This window comes from Gilliamella sp. B3801 (genome assembly GCF_026536645.1).
Taxonomy (GTDB): Bacteria; Pseudomonadota; Gammaproteobacteria; order Enterobacterales; family Orbaceae; genus Gilliamella; species Gilliamella apicola_I.
In genome coordinates this window covers 75,453-92,323 of sequence record NZ_JAFNNR010000011.1, presented here as the reverse complement: position 1 = coordinate 92,323, position 16,871 = coordinate 75,453, and the positions used below count along the sequence as shown (strand labels likewise).

Sequence of the window (16,871 nt, the reverse complement as noted above, 5' to 3'; positions counted from 1 at the left end):
CTGAATTATGAGCACATAATTTATGTAATAACAATGAATTAAAAGAGAAAACCAATGAAAAAAAGTAAATTAGCTATCGGCTTTGTAGCGCTATTAGCAATCGGATATGTAGGTAGTTCATGGTATGTTGGCAATAAAATTGAGAAAGAATTAGATAGTCAATTAATCAACATTAATGAAACGATTAATGGCTACCAAAATCAATATGATATATCAATCAAAACAAGCAATTATCAAAAAAATATTTTTACATCCAAATTTCACCTTACTATAACCGAAAAACCCCGCATTGAATATGATGTCAATGAACCAAAAACCGTTTTTGATGACGATATAACTATCCATCATGGTCCATTCCCTATGGCCGCATTAATTAAAGGTAACTTTGTTCCCCAATTGGCATGGATTGAATATGAAATGACTGAAAAAGACAATCCAACTCTTTGGAAACTTGCAGGAGATAAACCTTTTATTACCGCCACTATGGGGATTAAATTTAGTGATTATGTCGTCACAAAAATTACCACAAAAGCCTTGAATACTATTGACATGCCTCAGTTTAAAGAAGGAATAGATATTTCAGAAGGCAACATCACCATCACCAGTGATTTAAATGAATTGACCTCATCGATGTCTGTAAAGCTTGATAAATTAATATGTAAACTTGATCCGAATAGTTCAATCTCATTGAGCAATCTTAAGATTAACTTAGAAAATAAAGGAGATGATATCGTTGATCTAAACTCAAACGTTGATACTTTAACGATAAACGCTCGATCAAGTTTTCCACTCCAAATAGATATTGATAATATAAGTAGTTCAGCTCAGTACACAATAACATTTGATCCGATCAATGGAGCTAATATACCTAATTATCAATCCAAGATGAACATAGAAAAATTGAAAACAACTGTCTTAAGTTTCAATCCACAAGCGCCATTTGTTTTTAATAATATATTCTTTAAGCAAGATGTTCGATCTAATCCAAATAATAGCTCAGAGGGCAGTTATGAGGCTAGTATTGAATCGTTCAATTTTGGCAAACAAAATTTAGGTCATGGTGAATTTAAGTTTAATTTTGAAGGATTTAACACAAAGAATCCGTTTGAAAGTTTATTCATTGAAAAAAATGCATCTGACTTTTCAAAAATTCAATGGGATGGTTTGTTAAATTGGCATAATGCTTCAGGCGATATTATTGCCAACACATCAGCGATAGTCGATAACAACTTATCAACGGATGACAATAATAATGATATTACCCCCGATCGCATGTTAAGTTATAACATTCAGATTCCATTTAAAGTATTAGCACGTATGTGGGCACAAACGGAAAATTACAATGAAACGGATGTGACTGATGATATGATTGCTGGAAAATTATATATGATTAATTTAATCGCGAAATCTAAGATTAAAGATCATCCTCTTATTTCTATTGATGAAGATAAGCAAGGTATCTATCTGGATTTGAAAACAAAACAGAGTGATTCTGACGTGATAATCAATGGACAAAAAATGAATAAAAATGATTTTAATCGTCTAATTCTTTCTCTTTAAGACTCTTTTTAGTTACGCCTAATTAGCTTGATAGGCTAACTAGGCGTTGCTTTAGGTTTATCAAAATCAAATTAATAATTATAAAAAATAACGGGAAAACAATGAAAAAAATTAAATTTACAATAGGAATAGTTGCAGTCTTAAGCATAGGATATTTAGGTTCAACTTGGTACATTGGCAATAAAATTGAAAATGAAATTGATAATACCCTGTCATTAATCAGTGAAAAAATTAATGGCAGCAAGGATATGAGTAAGATCAATATAACCAAAAGCCATTATGATAAAGGTCTATTCTCAACGAAATTACACCTGACTATCACCGAATCAGTAGATAATCAAACGGATCTTGAGAATGATAAAAATATCCTCTTTAGTGATGATATTACGATTTATCACGGCCCTTTTCCTATCGTCAATATCGCTAAAGGTGATTTTACACCTCAAGTCGCAATGATAGATTATCAAATGACTGAAAAAGCATTTCCAGAGCTTTGGAAATGGTCAAATAACCAATCATTCATCACTGGTCATGCCAATTTAAGTTTTCAAAAAGAGTTCAGTATTTATTTGAAAAATAACCCTATTAAGATAAATCTAGTCAATCATGTGTTTGGCGAAAACAATTTGTACTTAACTGAAGGTGAGTGCTTTTTCAATGTTTCTAAAGATTTTTCAACTGTCAGAATAAATTCACACTGGGACAAATTAGAATTAACATCGGAATTCAGAAACCTATCCTTAAAACTTGATCAAGTTTCTATCAAAACCGAGCCCGAAAGCAGTCATAGCTCTTTAAATTATGTATTGGAGTTGAAAAATCTTTATTATTCAGAAGAAAATTATGATCTTATTGACAGAAATTATCAATATGTTACGACATATAAAAAAGAGCTAAATTTTCAGGATGTGAAAGCTGTTAGAAATGGTGATTTTAAAAAAGGAATATTACATAACAATTTAACCATAAATAAAGTTATATCCCAGAATTTTTTCAATGACAACGCAACCGCCATATTAAACCAAATATTAATTAATCAATCAGTAAATCAAACTGATGAGAATTATTATGATTCAATAGACTTTAAAATAGGCTCATTAACGTATGGAAACCAAAACCTTGGTTCTATCTCCTCGAATAATGAATTTATAAACATGGATGGAATCAGTATGCTGTCGTTTGTATTAGGCGAATTTGGATTTGGAATAGAATTTAGCGATCCTTATGATGTTAATCCTGATAAAGATAATAGGAGCATGTCCTATAAATTTAATTGGCATTCTGATGTCGGCGATATTAATGCTGATTTGCTAGTGGATTATAAGAGTAATACCAGTTTTCGTGGATTATCTTTTAACGATAATATCAATCAATTCAAACTTAAACTTGATATGCCATTTAACGTTATAAATTATATTGCAGCTCAATTTGAAAATCATCAACAAAATGTTGTTACACAAAAGCAAATTGATGAAATAGAAATAGGAAATGATATAAAATCCTGGTTAGAAGATTCAATTCTTTTCACTTTTGATAAAAATGGAATGAAAGGGATATATTCCGATGCCAACTATTCAGGTGATACACATCAAGCAGAAGTGAATGGTAAAATTTATAGTAAAGACGATTTTTTCACTCATTTTTGATGTGAATTGAGACAATAAATAATTTTTTAATACGCTAGCGGACATACCATGTTATGAACAATCATCTATCTAAATCACCTGAGAATCAATTTAATCGTACTATGCAAACTCGGCATTTAATTATGTTATCGTTAGGTGGCGTGATTGGCACGGGATTATTTTTTAATACCGGTTATATTATTGCAACCGCAGGAGCCGTGGGAGCGATTATTGCCTATTTAATTGGTGCTTTGGTCGTTTTTTTAGTTATGTTGTGCCTTGGCGAACTTGCGGTTGCTATGCCCGAAACCGGTGCTTTTCATACGTATGCTTCCCGTTTCATTAGCCCTGCTACTGGCTATACCGTTGCTTGGTTATATTGGCTAACCTGGACAGTTGCATTGGGTTCAAGTCTAACCGCTGCGGGTATGTGTATGCAGTATTGGTTTCCGGATATTTCTGTTTGGGTTTGGTGTTTAATCTTTTGTGCAGTTATATTTGTTTTGAATATTGTGACTGCACAATTTTTTGCGGAAAGTGAATTTTGGTTTTCAATAATTAAAGTCATTACGATTATAGTTTTTATTATTGCGGGCAGCGCAGCTATTTTTGGTTTTATACCGATGAAAAACGATATGCCAGCCCCATTTCTTCACAATATTACAGATAATGGTTGGTTTCCACATGGATTGACACCTATCATCATGACAATGGTATCGGTTAATTTTGCCTTTTCTGGTACTGAACTAATCGGTATTGCCGCGGGTGAAACTAAGCAGCCTGAAAAAAGTATTCCTTTAGCCATAAAAACAACCATTTTACGGTTAATCATTTTTTTTGTTGGCACTATTTTTGTACTGGCGGCTTTATTGCCCATGGAACAAGCAGGCGTCATTAAGAGTCCATTTGTGATGGTTTTTGAAAATATTGGTATCCCTTATGCTGCCGATATCTTTAATTTTGTGATTTTAACTGCCATTTTATCGGCGGCTAATTCAGGACTTTATGCATCGGGTCGAATGTTATGGTCGTTATCAAATCAAGGTACTTTGCCAAAATGCTTTTCAAGATTAACCACTAAAGGTATTCCAACCACCGCTATAACAGTGAGTATGTTAGGGGGATTACTGGCGCTATTCTCCAGTGTGATTGCACCTGATACAGTCTTTGTTGCATTAACGGCTATTTCAGGTTTTGCCGTGGTTGCTGTTTGGTTAAGTATTTGTGTATCACATTACTTTTTTAGACAAAAGCTTTCTCAAGAACAAATTATTAATTTAAAATATAAAGCGCCCTACTACCCTTTAGTCCCGATTTTAGGCACAATTTTGTGCGTGATTGCCTGTATTGGACTGGCTTTTGATCCCGAGCAACGAATAGCACTATATTGTGGCATCCCTTTTGTCATTGTTTGTTTTATGGCTTACCATTTGACGCATAAGTATCACACTCGAGTTACTCAAAATGATTAATAATAATCCGATTAAGAATTTATTAAACCAAAAAAACTTTATCATTGTTGACGGTGCACTTGCCAGCGAGTTACAACGTCGTGGATGCGATTTAAATGATAGTTTATGGTCAGCAAAAGTATTATTTGAGCAACCTGAATTAATTCGGCAAGTTCATTATGACTACTTTAAAGCTGGCGCAGACTGTGCCATTACAGCAAGCTATCAAGCAACACCTTTAGGATTTGCTAAAAAAGGGATTAATCTCAATGATTCAATTGCGTTAATACAAAAAAGTGTTGAACTTGCACAACAAGCTAAACAACAATATTTAAGCGAATTAGACCAACCTAAACCTTTACTCATTGCCGGGTCTGTTGGGCCTTATGGCGCCTATTTAGCTGACGGTTCCGAATATACAGGAGCCTATCAACTGAGTGAAGAAGCCTTTATGGAGTTTCATTATGTCCGCATAAAAGCACTTATCGATGCCAATGTGGATTTACTCGCTTGTGAAACCTTGCCTTCTTTTACAGAAATAAAAGCATTAACAAAGGTGATTAAACAATTTCCTGCAATACGTTGCTGGTTTTCATTTACACTGAAAGATGATCAGCATCTGAGTGATGGAACACCGTTATCATTAGTTGTCGAATATTTAAATAATATTGAGCAAATTGCCAGTGTAGGCATCAATTGCATTGCATTAGAAAAAGTGACAAGGTCACTAAATGTGTTAAACAAACTCACATCAAAACCATTAATCGTTTACCCAAATTCTGGCGAAGTATATGATCCTTTAATCAAACAATGGCACCCTAACCCGCAACATAATTGTACCTTTGCTAATCAGTTAACAAACTGGATAGAATCTGGTGCTAAATTAATTGGCGGTTGTTGTCAAACCACGCCTAACGATATTGCTAATATCGCTAAATTCCTGCAAGATAAATAAAACTTTTCGTTGAGTAAGTATACAAAATCAAATAATGTTGATTTTGTATACTTTTGGTTTGATTAGTTGATTTCGATATTATTAAACTTTTATATTCAATCACTAATAAAAGACTTCATATTGAAGAGTAACTTTCTCATCAACGACCGTAATTGAAGGTAATGGATGCTTTAGCGATTTGATGCGAATTGATGATAAAACCAACTAAAGCTGGCGTTGTTTTATCATCAACATTGATATTGTCTATATCAAGTGCATAGAGTGTAAATTGATAACGGTGATTAGAGTTTTCTGGTGGGCAAGGTCCGCCATAATTAGCCGTACCAAAATCATTACGAACTTGCTGACTTCCCTTAGGCAATAAATCAATATTATTACCAGCTGATTGCTTTAACGCTGTCGCATCGACCGGAATATTGACAACCGTCCAATGCCACCATCCTGATCCGGTTGGCGCATCTGGATCATACATGGTTAATGCCAAACTTTTTGCTTCTTTAGGTACATTATTCCATTCAATGCTAGGCGATAGGTTTTTACCCTGACAACCAAATTGATTATAAATAAATTGATCTGTAAAACCATTTTTATTTAAATCAGGACTGGATAGCTGCATTTCAGATGCATAACTGTAACTAGTGAATAACAATAATACTCCGTAAAACAAGGGTTTCAATTTGGTAGAATGACGCATGTTTACTCCTTATATTTTAAATGAATAAAATAAATAACTAACTTATTGACTAATCGGCAGTTTACATCACAATGTTCTATTTCAACCTCATTTAAACTTAGTTGCTAATACTCGCTCAACCGTATCAACTATCGCTTGAGTTTGTGAATCAATTTCTATATTGACTTTATCACCAACTTTTTTATTTTTAAACGTTGTTATCGCTAATGTTTCGGGAATAAGGTGAATTTTAAAACGATTTTCATCTACTTCGCCCACCGTTAAACTAGCGCCATCAATGCCGATAAAACCTTTATATAAAACATACTTTATAAACTGTTTGGGTAGTGTAAGTTGCATCTGGCAATTGGTTGCCGTTTTTTGAATATCAACAATCGTTGCTGTACAAGAGATGTGTCCAGACATGATATGTCCACCGACTTCATCGCCATATTTTGCACTGCGTTCAATATTAACGTAATCATTCAGTTTTTTATCACCTAATGTGGTTAAAGCTAGCGTTTCTTGCATGATATCAAATGAGACCCAATCATCTGCAAAACCTGTTACCGTTAAACAACATCCATCATTCGCAATTGACGCACCAATTTCAATATTTTGCGTTAGCTGACTTGGAAGTTTAACTTTATAAGTTCGTAATTTATCTTGATCGTTAATATCAATTATTTGACCAACACCCTGTACAATACCCGTAAACATATAATTTCCGTTTGAATCTTTTGAGATCTCCATTTTATCGTAATCTAATAATAAATTTCTATGTTTATCATTCATTCCTTAACAAATCAATTTAATCGGTTAAGATTGATTTGAATAACTTATGTTAAGTACTATTAGAGATACCCTAAGAACTCTATTTTTTTGATACCCTATTGAAACTCAGTGTTTAAGTAGCGTTATTAGAATTTGTTATACAAAAACTAGTCAATATTCATTAAGTCATTTTATAATGACATTCTCATTCACTGAGTAAAAATCATTTCTCAAATTTTATTAAGGATTGTTGATGCTAAAACTTATTTTAGCCATTTCATTCGGTTCTGTAGCGGGTGGTTTACTTCGCTGGTTTTTATCACTTAAATTCAATGTGGTTGCCTTTACTATTCCAATCGGAACACTATTATCTAATTTAATTGCTGGCTATATTATTGGTTTTGCCATCGCTTTTTTTAATCATTCTAATCTTTCCCCTGAATGGCGTTTATTAATCGTCACGGGTTTTTGTGGTGGTTTATCAACTTTTTCTACTTTTTCGGCTGAAATTGTTAATTTATTGCAGGAAGGCAGAGTAACATGGGCATTAGCGACAATAGGTATCCATGTTGTTGGCTCGGTATTGATGACTTTTTTAGGCATTTGGACTTATCAATATTTTCGTTCTTGATCGCTTTGTTAGCCTAATAATTGATTAGCCTAACATAACATAAAAAATATTTACAACCTTTAAATACTGCATTAATATACACTGTATATTAATACAGTTAGAGGTCATTATGCTTATTGAACAATCATCACAACAAATTATGGCGTTTGAGTTTGAATCTCCTTTTCAGCAAGTATTACAACAACAGCGACCGTTATTACGTTCATTTAATAAAGCAAAAAAATGGCAGCTTTGGTTATCCGATAGACCGATGTTAAAGCGATCTTGGGTTAACTTTGCCGGTTTAGATAAGCAAAAAGTAATCCATATCACCAATATAAAAAATGAAAATCTGGTATCAACGATTGAAAAAGCCTTACAAAATAAAACGTGTAGTTATGTCGTTGCTTGTATTAAGCAGCTTAATGAACAAGATAAAATACGTTTGCATAACGCGGTGTTAGCCAGTGATACAACGTTATTTTTGGTCAATGATGAATCCAAAGAGCAATATACTCAATACCATTAAACTGAAAAGATGATTATTTTTGGATAAGTTAAGTTAAAAGGAAAGTGATAACACCAATTAATTCGATGAAGAATCAATCATCATCAATGTACGTGTTCTTTTTTCGAGAATTTTATTGAAATTGATACTTTTTTAGGCGAATTTCTAACTGATAATCATCAAGTAATAATTTGTGAAGTTAACAACTCATTTTTCATCGCTATCGTCATGTCAATACTGTTATGTTAACCGATCTGAATCCGACTGATGCCATTAAATTACAGTTTTAATCGCTTTAAGCTTTTTGGTTCTTCACCTTTTAATAAACGCATAATATTACTACTATGGCGAACAATAATGAGGCAAGAAAGCATAGTTACCGGTAAGGTCAACTCAGGTTTAAACAACCAAACATAAAATGGCGCCATAAGAAACCCGATAATAGCTGCAACTGATGAGTAGCCCGTTATCAATAAGGTTATTAGCCAAGTCAGTATAAAACATCCTGTAAAATCAAGTCCAATCGGTGCCATCATCCCTAATGCTGTCGCAACCCCTTTACCGCCTTTAAAATGAAAAAAACAGGGGAAAATATGCCCAAGACAAGCAGAAATGCCAATAATACCTAAAAAGAAGGGCGATATTCCTATTCGATACGCCAGATACACAGGTAGCGTACCTTTGAACATATCAAAAATTAAGACAACAATAGCAGGTAGTTTACCATTAATTCGTAGGATATTGGTTGCCCCAGGATTGTGAGAGCCATGCGTTAAGGGGTTGGGCAATTTCATAGCATGACTAACTATCATAGCACCTGACAATGAACCACAAAGATAGGCGATGATGATCATCGCTAAGATTTCTAATGACAAAAGCCCCTCCCTAGATGTACCTATTTTCTGATTATTATATCGATAAAAAGTTAAACTAATTCAATTAATGAACTTTTTATCGATGTTTATTAATAGAGAAATAAATAAAAGTGGGGAGTTGCCTCCCGTCCTTTTTAATCCTTTAATCAAAATTGACTCTATTTTACTTTCTTTTTTGTTTATCTAATAGTGGTTTTAAATATTGACCCGTGTAAGATATTTTCGATTTTGCAACCTCTTCTGGTGTACCTTCGGCAATAATTTCACCGCCACCATTCCCCCCTTCTGGCCCAAGATCCACAATCCAATCAGCGGTTTTGACGACATCTAAATTATGTTCAATGACGACAATAGTATTACCTTTATCACGTAAAGTATGCAATTGCGCAAGTAATTGTTTAACATCGGCAAAATGCAAACCAGTCGTTGGCTCATCTAAAATATAGAGCGTACTACCTGTGTCACGTTTTGATAGTTCTTTGGCTAATTTAACTCGCTGAGCTTCCCCACCCGATAATGTCGTTGCCGATTGACCAATAGTAATGTAAGCCAAACCAACATCAATCAAGGTTTGTAATTTTCGAGAGATCATTGGAACCGCATCAAAAAATTCACGCCCTTCTTCAACGGTCATATTTAAAATTTCGTTAATAGATTTACCTTTGTATTTGATCTCAAGCGTTTCACGATTATAGCGTGCACCATGACATTGATCACATGGCACATAAATATCAGGTAAAAAGTGCATTTCAACTTTAATTAAGCCATCGCCTTGACAAGCCTCACAACGTCCACCTTTTACATTAAAGCTAAATCGCCCTGGATTGTACCCTCTGGCTCGTGCTTCAGGTACTCCTGCATAAAGCTCACGAATCGATGTAAAAAATCCGGTATAAGTAGCAGGATTTGAACGTGGTGTTCGTCCAATCGGACTTTGATCTATCGCGATAACTTTATCAAAAAAGTTAAGACCTTTAATGGATTTATAAGGTGCAATATCACTTTTTTCAGCGCCATTGAGTTCATTTTGAGCGAGTGGGTATAATGTATCATTAATTAAAGTGGATTTGCCCGATCCCGATACCCCAGTGATACAGGTAAACAGTCCGACCGGAATATTTAACGTGACATCTTTAAGATTATTACCCGTTGCCCCGATTAGCGATAACATCCGTTTTTTATCAACTTTGGTACGCGTTGCGGGGATTTCGATTTTTTCTTTACCGGATAAATATTTTCCTGTAAGCGATGCATTATTTTCCATGATTTGTTTAGGTGTTCCTTGAGCCACAACTTCGCCCCCGTGAACCCCTGCCCCCGGACCAATATCAATCACGTAATCGGCAGCCATAATCGCTTCTTCATCGTGTTCAACCACAATGACAGTATTACCTAAATCACGTAAATGAGTCAATGTATCAATTAAGCGAGTATTATCACGCTGATGTAGACCAATAGAAGGCTCATCAAGTACATACATTACGCCAACTAAACCGGCACCGATTTGACTGGCTAAGCGAATACGTTGCGCTTCACCGCCGGATAAGGTTTCTGCCGAACGTGATAACGTTAAATAATTAAGTCCAACATTAATTAAAAACTGTAATCGGTCATTAATTTCTTTCAGAATTTTTTCTGCAATTTGGGCACGTTGACCGGTTAACACTAAGTTGTCAAAAAATTCTTTTGCTTGTTGAGTACTTAAATCACTAATCGTTGGTAAATTTGTATCGTTAATAAATACATGTCTTGCTGTTGTACATAACCTTGATCCATGACAACATGGACATGGGCGGTTACTGATGTATTTAGCTAATTCTTCACGAATCGTTTGTGATTCGGTTTCTTTATAGCGACGCGTTAAGTTATTTATGATACCTTCAAAAGTATGTTTTCGTTTAACCACATCACCACGATCATTAGTATAAACAAAGGTAATTTCGGTACTACCCGAACCATTTAATAAAATATCTTTTATTTTTTCAGGTAATTTTTCGTAAGGCTTATCAATATCAAATTTATAGTGATCCGCCAAAGATTTTAACATCTGAAAATAGTAAAAATTACGACGATCCCAGCCTTTTATTGCGCCCGCAGCTAACGAAACTTCAGGCATTTGTACAATGCGTTTAGGATCAAAGTACTGTTGAACACCTAAACCATCACATTCGGGACAAGCACCCGCTGGATTATTAAATGAAAATAAACGAGGTTCCAACTCAGAAATGCTGTAACCACAAATTGGGCAGGCAAAATTAGCCGAAAATATTTTTTCTTCAGCTTTTGGATCATCCAAATTAGCTACTTTAACTATACCATTGGTAATGGATAGTGCTGTTTCAATCGATTCTGCCAGACGTAGTTTTAAATCATCACGAATACGAAAACGATCGACAACAACTTCAATAGTATGTTTCTTTTGTAATTCAAGTTGTGGTGGATCAGATAAATCATAGACATCACCGTCTACCCTTACCCGTATATAACCGCTTGCAGAAAGCTGTTCAAAAAGCTTAACAAATTCCCCTTTACGTTCGGTCACCACTGGTGCAAGTAGCATATATCGATTTTCAGCCGGTAATGCCATAATGCTATCGACCATTTGCGATACGGTTTGCGCTGCTAACGGTAAATTATGATTTGGACAACGAGGCTCTCCTATTCGGGCAAAAAGCAACCTGAGGTAATCATAAATTTCAGTAATCGTACCGACCGTTGAACGTGGATTATGCGATGTAGATTTTTGTTCAATTGAAATCGCTGGCGATAATCCTTCAATGTGATCAACATCGGGTTTTTCCATTAATGATAAAAACTGTCGTGCATAGGCGGATAATGACTCGACATAACGCCGTTGCCCTTCTGCATAAAGCGTATCAAATGCTAATGAAGATTTACCAGAACCTGAAAGCCCTGTAATAACGACAAGTTTATCGCGTGGAATAATGACATTAATATTTTTTAAGTTGTGCGTTCTCGCACCTCGAATATCGATATCTTTAATTGACATAGATCTCTTCTTAAGTATGTTTTTTGTACAATTCAAATGAAAATTTAACTGTATATTATACCAGTGATGAGTGATGAAATATAGTACTAATTCACCGTTGATGAGTTTATGGGTTTTACGGTTCTTTTATTAACGCTAACAAATTTATCAATAAAATTCAATGAGCAAAATATCATAATGAGTTTTATCGTACTCCGTTAATGCCAGAACATTTAAGCATAATGTGCCAGTTAACCGACTTTTCGAAGTAAGCATTGAAAATAGATGTTCACTATTTATTAAACTCATTTGCTTGGATGCAATTTTGGCAAGTATGTCATAGTATATGCGCTAAATTCATCTCAATTTAGCGCAATGATTCCTAAATTAAAGATGATCTAAGGCTATTTTAATGACCACTTTACGAACAGTATTAATGTTATTGTTTATTGCACACAAAGGTTTATGGACTTCATTAGGAAAAAAAACAATGAAATCGTTTGAATGCAAAACCAGTAATGTTTCTTCCTTAGGGGTTTCAACAAATGCAATATCGTTAGTAGTAAGTTGATCATCGAGCCTGTTAGTGTAAGGTGGTAAAGTATTAATCGCCATTCCCTCTTGACCGTCTAATACAATTTGCACATCAATATATTTTTGATGATATTCAGGGTTAGCCTTGTCAATGTGACGAGTTGAACTATCAGATAGCATAAAAAATATCTTATCACCGTCAATGTCATAACGCCCTATAGGCGTATTTTGATTGACATTATCTTTGATATATTCAATCGATTGCTTTATTTTGGCAGGCAAATAAGGGACTAAATTTAAATGGTTAATATTACCTAAAATCATATTTGATAATCCTTCATAAATGAAACATTACTGATATCACAAATACACAGCATTTGTTTAAGTATATACTTATCCAATACATTTTAATAGATAGACTATGATAGCCTTTAGACTTTTTTGATGCCTATGACGAATGCTTTATATTGATAAATATAATTAGTTATTGTGTTAAGTTATCCCAGTAAGATTAAAATGACCTAATATGGTCGACTTTAGACTAATCGAGTTTAAACAGAAATCGTGACATTTGATTAAGGAGGTGGTATAACACTAAAAGCCATTTATTATTTACAGTCTTTATCATTATCATATCTATTTTTTAATACACAATAGCTATTCAGATCTTCTTCTTTTCTTAATAAATCATTAATTTCAATAGAATGTATGTCTTTCTAACAAAAGGTAACTATGATGAAAAATAAAGAATTGATCGAAAATTATTACAAAGATGTTTTTATTAACGGTAATGTGGATAAAATTCCTCATTATGTATCAGAAAACTATATTCAACATAATCCTCAGGTTGAAGATAGTCAAGCAGGATTTATTAAATTTTTCAAAGAGTTTATTAAAACTAAACCCAAACTCGATATTGTCAACATCAGTTGTGAAGCGAATATGGTTTACGTATTTTATAAATGTTCCCTACCAGACGGTACCGTGAATAAGGTATGTGATATTTATCGTGTCGAAGGCAATAAGATCGTTGAACATTGGGATGTCATTGAGTCCCATGTAGAAAAAGTAAAATCGGTTAATAAAAATAGTTTATTTTAGATCATTTTATGAAATAAACATGACAACCTTATCTTGGTTGGGTTTAAAGGATAAGGTTGTTATTAAACATTAAGCACGCATTTTTAATCATCAACGATAATAAGACAATTTCTCTACCCAAATGACTGTTATACTGTTTTTAATCAGCAGATTGGAAAATACTACAGCAAAAAACAGCGCTTTATCAGCGCTGATATTTCGATTATGCTGGAATATTAAGTTATTTTTTATTCCCACTCAATCGTCGCTGGCGGTTTACCGCTGATGTCATAGACAACGCGAGATATTCCGTTTACTTCATTAATGATCCGATTTGATACTCGTCCTAAGAAGTCATATGGCAGATGTGCCCAGTGAGCGGTCATAAAGTCGATAGTCTCAACTGCACGTAACGAGACAACCCAGTCGTATTTACGTCCATCCCCCATTACGCCGACTGAACGTACGGGTAAAAATACGGTGAAAGCTTGGCTGACTTTGTGGTATAGGTCGGCTTTATACAGTTCTTCGATAAAGATCGCATCAGCTTGACGGAGTAAGTCACAATACTCTTTTTTCACTTCGCCAAGTACTCGAACGCCTAAACCCGGTCCAGGGAATGGATGACGATATAACATGTCATATGGTAAACCTAACTCTAACCCAACTTTACGTACTTCATCTTTAAAAAGTTCTCGTAGTGGTTCCACTAACCCCATTTTCATCTCTTCTGGCAAACCACCGACATTATGATGCGATTTAATCACATGTGCTTTACCGGTATCAGCTGCCGCAGATTCGATCACATCAGGATAAATAGTACCTTGTGCTAACCATTTCACATCTTTGAGTTTTGCCGCTTCTTCATCAAACACAGCGACAAATTCACGCCCTATAATCTTGCGTTTAGCTTCGGGATCGGCCTCCCCTTTTAGGGCTGCTAAAAAGCGGTCTTCGGCATTCACGGCTATAATATTTAACCCAAATTTATTGCCGAACATGTCCATAACTTGTTGCGCTTCGTTCAAACGTAATAAACCATGATCGACAAAAACACAGGTCAGCTGATCACCAATGGCTTGATGGAGTAATAATGCCGTAACAGAAGAGTCAACGCCACCCGATAACCCTAATAATACTTTATCTTTGCCGACTTTTTCTTTTATTCGGGTAATTGCATCGGTAATAATAGAAGATGGTGTCCATAGTTTTTCACAATGACAAATATCAATTACAAACCGTTGGAGCAATTCAAACCCTTTTATTGTATGAGTGACTTCGGGGTGAAACTGAACGCCATAAAATTGCTTTTCATCATTAGCCATGATGGCAAATGGGCAGGTTTCTGTTCGACCAATGACCGTAAAACTATCCGGTAAAGTTGTGACTTTATCACCATGACTCATCCAGACATCAAGTTGATCTATACCATCGTTGTTAGTACTATCTAAAATGCCGTCAGTTAATTTTGAGCGTCCGATAATGTCGACTTTAGCATAACCAAACTCACGTTGATTTGAACCGGTGACTTGTCCACCTTGACCAACTTGAATTGCCATAGTTTGCATACCATAACAGATACCTAAAACAGGCACACCTGCGTTAAAAACATATTCGGGGGCTCTTGGGCTATTTTGTGCTGTCGTACTTTCTGGACCACCCGATAAAATAATCCCTTTAGGATTGAATTGTTTAATTTTTTCTTCCGATACATCCCACGGCCAAAGCTCACAATAAACACCAATTTCACGAATCCGACGTGCAATTAATTGGGTAACTTGTGAACCAAAATCAAGAATTAAAATACGTTGCTGGTGGATGTCATTTTTCATCAAATTTGTTCCTAAACTATGGTCTATTACAAAATCAAGGTGGTATTGTATCATTTACCGACTAAATTGAACGGATTAAATAAAAAAACAATTGTAAATATTTTACCTTTGCAAGTTTCAATATATCCTGATACGGTATTTTATTTTGTTAATAAAACGACAATCCTTATATGAATTAGTCAGATCTTAATTATTTTCTTTTTGAATTAACTAACCGATTTTAATCATGAATATAATTTTTTTAATACAATAAAATTTCTTTACTTATTTAATAAGTATACTTATAATATGCAGACTTATCAAAACGAGGAAAAAACGATGAATACTATTTCAATTTCTTTTGTACTACCAACAAAGGCTACACCATCTAAAATATGGCCATACTATACTGATCTTAATTTCAGAAAATTATGGGAAACCGATCTTGAAGATTTTCGTATCACGGGCGAGTTAAAAACCGGTTCTAAAGGTATTTTTAAATTACAAAATATGCCAGAAATGGACGTGACGTTATCTAAAATAATTAATGAACAAGAATTTACCGAACAATTTGATATGCCTGACATAGGTTTACTCTATTTTTCACATCAAATTATTGAATTATCGCATAATCAATATGCATTGAAGTCAGAAATTTCATTAAAACCGGATCCGAAAATGGATACTCATGCATCTTATAATTTTATTAAACAGATTTCGGATGATATTATTGATAAAACATACAAATTAAATAGTTTAGTTGAAGGGTAAGTTATGGCAAAGGACAATAAGTTTTTGACGCAATTCCAATCTGATTCAGACTCTGTTGGTTTTCTTTTTATGAAAACTTATTCGTCCTGGCATACAAATATAAAAAATTGTTTAAAAAAACAGTCTATCACACATCCCCAATTTATTGTGCTAGCGACCCTAGCTTATTTATCTCAATATCCTGATGAGATAACACAAGTTATTCTATCCCATAAAACGAATATTGATGTCATGACTATTTCTCAAATATTAGAGAATTTAGAGAAAAAAGATTACATTAAACGCACTTGTTCAATCAAAGATAGTCGTGCAAAATCAATTGTATTAACGCAAAAAGGGCTTGATAAGGCAAATGAAACCGTTCCTTTAGTTGAACAAATGGATCAAGAATTTTTTTCATTATTAAAAGAGGATAAAAAGCACTTTATGACGATGCTTTTAACACTCTTAAAAAACCGAACTGATTGAAGAATAGCTTGAGTTAAAAATTTAAGTATTTGCTGTTTTTAGCTATTCATTATGATTATTGAGTTATCTTGCTGCAAACTTAGTTGATTAATAAGTCTAAAAAAATCAATATTTTTTATTATGTAACTTACTATTATATTAGATAAAAAATATACGTAATGCTAAACAAGCCATTACGTATAAGATG

At 34.1% G+C, this 16,871-nt stretch carries 15 protein-coding genes; 9 read left to right on the top strand and 6 right to left on the bottom strand.

Features of this window, described 5'->3' with window-relative positions; genetic code table 11:
* Positions 1-54: 54 nt before the first annotated feature.
* The 4 genes from J3U14_RS10165 to mmuM all read left to right on the top strand — a co-directional run bounded on the left by J3U14_RS10165 (position 55) and on the right by mmuM (position 5,591).
* The gene (locus J3U14_RS10165; RefSeq protein WP_267351906.1) at positions 55-1,560 is read left to right on the top strand and encodes a DUF945 family protein; all 1,506 of its coding nucleotides are present in this window, start codon (positions 55-57) and stop codon (positions 1,558-1,560) included.
* Positions 1,561-1,661: 101 nt separating this feature from the next.
* Positions 1,662-3,206 carry a DUF945 family protein gene (locus J3U14_RS10160; protein ID WP_267351905.1) on the top strand — a complete coding sequence of 515 codons (1,545 nt, stop codon included), beginning with the start codon at positions 1,662-1,664 and terminating at the stop codon, positions 3,204-3,206.
* 53 nt (positions 3,207-3,259) lie between these two features.
* Positions 3,260-4,657 carry an S-methylmethionine permease gene (gene mmuP, locus J3U14_RS10155; protein ID WP_267351903.1) on the top strand — a complete coding sequence of 466 codons (1,398 nt, stop codon included), beginning with the start codon at positions 3,260-3,262 and terminating at the stop codon, positions 4,655-4,657.
* On the top strand, positions 4,650-5,591 hold the full coding sequence (mmuM, locus tag J3U14_RS10150; RefSeq protein ID WP_267351901.1) for a homocysteine S-methyltransferase: 942 nt from the start codon (positions 4,650-4,652) through the stop codon (positions 5,589-5,591). The genes mmuP and mmuM overlap by 8 nt, the downstream gene beginning before the upstream one ends.
* Positions 5,592-5,730: 139 nt before the next feature.
* On the opposite strand, the gene J3U14_RS10145 is transcribed toward mmuM, so the two are convergent.
* Both J3U14_RS10145 and J3U14_RS10140 read right to left on the bottom strand, forming a co-directional pair.
* Entirely contained in the window at positions 5,731-6,285 is a 555-nt protein-coding gene (locus J3U14_RS10145) for a YbhB/YbcL family Raf kinase inhibitor-like protein (RefSeq protein ID WP_267351899.1), read from the bottom strand.
* Between the two features lie 87 nt (positions 6,286-6,372).
* On the bottom strand, positions 6,373-6,984 hold the full coding sequence (locus tag J3U14_RS10140) for a riboflavin synthase subunit alpha (protein ID WP_267351897.1): 612 nt from the start codon (positions 6,982-6,984) through the stop codon (positions 6,373-6,375).
* Between the two features lie 307 nt (positions 6,985-7,291).
* On the opposite strand from J3U14_RS10140, the gene crcB reads away from it, so the two are divergent.
* A complete protein-coding gene (crcB, locus tag J3U14_RS10135) occupies positions 7,292-7,669 on the top strand; it encodes a fluoride efflux transporter CrcB (protein ID WP_267351896.1) in 378 nt (125 codons plus the stop codon).
* A gap of 109 nt (positions 7,670-7,778) precedes the next feature.
* Positions 7,779-8,177 carry a cell division inhibitor SulA gene (locus tag J3U14_RS10130; RefSeq protein ID WP_267351895.1) on the top strand — a complete coding sequence of 133 codons (399 nt, stop codon included), beginning with the start codon at positions 7,779-7,781 and terminating at the stop codon, positions 8,175-8,177.
* Between the two features lie 257 nt (positions 8,178-8,434).
* Here J3U14_RS10130 and plsY read toward each other — a convergent pair whose 3' ends face one another.
* From plsY to J3U14_RS10115, 3 genes are all read right to left on the bottom strand, one after another.
* Complete coding sequence (gene plsY / locus J3U14_RS10125; protein WP_267351893.1) at positions 8,435-9,031, bottom strand: glycerol-3-phosphate 1-O-acyltransferase PlsY; 597 nt, start codon at positions 9,029-9,031, stop codon at positions 8,435-8,437.
* A 163-nt stretch (positions 9,032-9,194) separates the two neighbouring features.
* Entirely contained in the window at positions 9,195-12,035 is a 2,841-nt protein-coding gene (gene uvrA / locus J3U14_RS10120) for an excinuclease ABC subunit UvrA (protein ID WP_411590790.1), read from the bottom strand.
* Between the two features lie 372 nt (positions 12,036-12,407).
* On the bottom strand, positions 12,408-12,878 hold the full coding sequence (locus tag J3U14_RS10115) for a YhcH/YjgK/YiaL family protein (RefSeq protein ID WP_267351891.1): 471 nt from the start codon (positions 12,876-12,878) through the stop codon (positions 12,408-12,410).
* 411 nt (positions 12,879-13,289) lie between these two features.
* Here J3U14_RS10115 and J3U14_RS10110 point away from each other — a divergent pair, with 411 nt between their 5' ends.
* Positions 13,290-13,655 carry a nuclear transport factor 2 family protein gene (locus tag J3U14_RS10110; protein WP_267351890.1) on the top strand — a complete coding sequence of 122 codons (366 nt, stop codon included), beginning with the start codon at positions 13,290-13,292 and terminating at the stop codon, positions 13,653-13,655.
* 227 nt (positions 13,656-13,882) lie between these two features.
* Here the strand turns inward: J3U14_RS10110 and guaA are convergent, their stop codons facing one another.
* Complete coding sequence (gene guaA, locus J3U14_RS10105) at positions 13,883-15,466, bottom strand: glutamine-hydrolyzing GMP synthase (protein WP_267351889.1); 1,584 nt, start codon at positions 15,464-15,466, stop codon at positions 13,883-13,885.
* Positions 15,467-15,784: 318 nt separating this feature from the next.
* Between guaA and J3U14_RS10100 the strand changes: the two genes are divergently transcribed.
* Together J3U14_RS10100 and J3U14_RS10095 are read left to right on the top strand one after the other, a co-directional pair.
* A complete protein-coding gene (locus J3U14_RS10100; protein ID WP_267351888.1) occupies positions 15,785-16,216 on the top strand; it encodes a hypothetical protein in 432 nt (143 codons plus the stop codon).
* A 3-nt stretch (positions 16,217-16,219) separates the two neighbouring features.
* Positions 16,220-16,684, top strand: a complete 465-nt coding sequence (locus tag J3U14_RS10095) for a MarR family winged helix-turn-helix transcriptional regulator (RefSeq protein ID WP_267351887.1) — start codon at positions 16,220-16,222, stop codon at positions 16,682-16,684.
* The last annotated feature ends 187 nt before the right edge of the window (positions 16,685-16,871 follow it).